The sequence below is a fragment of the Shinella fusca genome, assembly GCF_014203155.1.
Classification (GTDB): Bacteria; Pseudomonadota; Alphaproteobacteria; order Rhizobiales; family Rhizobiaceae; genus Shinella; species Shinella fusca.
Genome location: NZ_JACHIK010000038.1, coordinates 1 through 1,173, shown reverse-complemented (window position 1 = coordinate 1,173; position 1,173 = coordinate 1). Strand labels below are relative to the sequence as shown.

General features: G+C 58.2%; 1 protein-coding gene. It reads right to left on the bottom strand.

Annotated elements, in window-relative coordinates:
* Positions 1-18: 18 nt before the first annotated feature.
* Positions 19-966 (bottom strand): IS110 family transposase, encoded by a 948-nt coding sequence (locus HNQ66_RS23385; protein WP_184147291.1) that lies wholly within the window; start codon positions 964-966, stop codon positions 19-21.
* Positions 967-1,173: the final 207 nt, after the last annotated feature.

Genomic DNA, 1,173 nt, shown 5'->3' with positions numbered 1-1,173 from the left:
CTAGAGTATCCGTGTTGGTCAAGGTAGGGATGGGACCCATTTTCTGCCTTTGCTGAGCAGTGCATTGGCGAGGACGATGAGTTTTCGCATGATTGCTGTAATGGCAACCTTTGGTGCTTTTCCTGCAGCTTTTAGCTGATCGTATTTTGCCTTTAGATCGGGATTAAAGCGCATGGCGACGAGTGCCGGCATGTATAGCGCGTGGCGGACATTGGCGCGTCCCCCACGGATGAACGCGCGACCGCTCCATGTCCCAGACTGCCTTGCGACGGGTGCGAGACCCGCCAGAGAAGCTGCCTGCCCTTGCTCGAGAGTGCCGAGTTCGGGCATGTCGATCAGGAGCGCGAAGGCGGTAACTGTCGACACGCCCGGGATCGAGACAAGGATATCGAAACGACCTGCGAGGTCTGGATCATGCTTGATGATCAGCATGATCTCCCTTTCGATCGCGATGATCTGACGCTCGATCTGCCTAAGTTGCTCAGCGTTGTGACGCTTGAGAATAGCCAAGGTCAGGTTCTTTGCCCTGTTCCTGGCGGCAGTGCGGTTCTTGATCAACGCTTCTCGGGCCATATGCAAATCCTTGAGATCGTTGAGGAGCGGGCCTCGTACCGACCGTACTTCGAGTTCCAGGATTGCTCCCATGCGTGCGAGCATGGCGGCATCTGCCCGATCCGTCTTGGCCAGCTTGCCTGTGGCTTCCGCGAAACGCCGTGCTTGCCGCGGATTGACCTTGACCAGTGCCGCGCCCGCCCTGTCGACCTGGCGTTCGAACGCCCGGTGATAGGGACCTGTCGGTTCGTAGACGACACGAATGTCATGGGCGGGCCCGGCTTGACCGAGCCAGTCGATGAAGGCGCTGTGACCGGCAGTGTCATTGGCAAAGCGGCGGGCTGCGCCGTCGCTCATCCGGTGCGCGTCGAGGTGGTCTTTCGAGATATCGACACCAATGGTATCTTTAATCATCTTTCGCTTGTCCTCTGCTTGTCATCCGGAGCCGAACTCCGGGTATCCGTTCAGGACCAAAGAGAAAGACGAGGGCGATCACACTCTAGCTCGACCCGTCAAACGGTCAGCGATTCAACGATCCGACCCTCGCCGCTGAGAGAGGGAGGCAACCCTCTCGCAGCGGTTCATATTCGCCCGTCCGGCGCAGAAAGTCATAAGACAAGC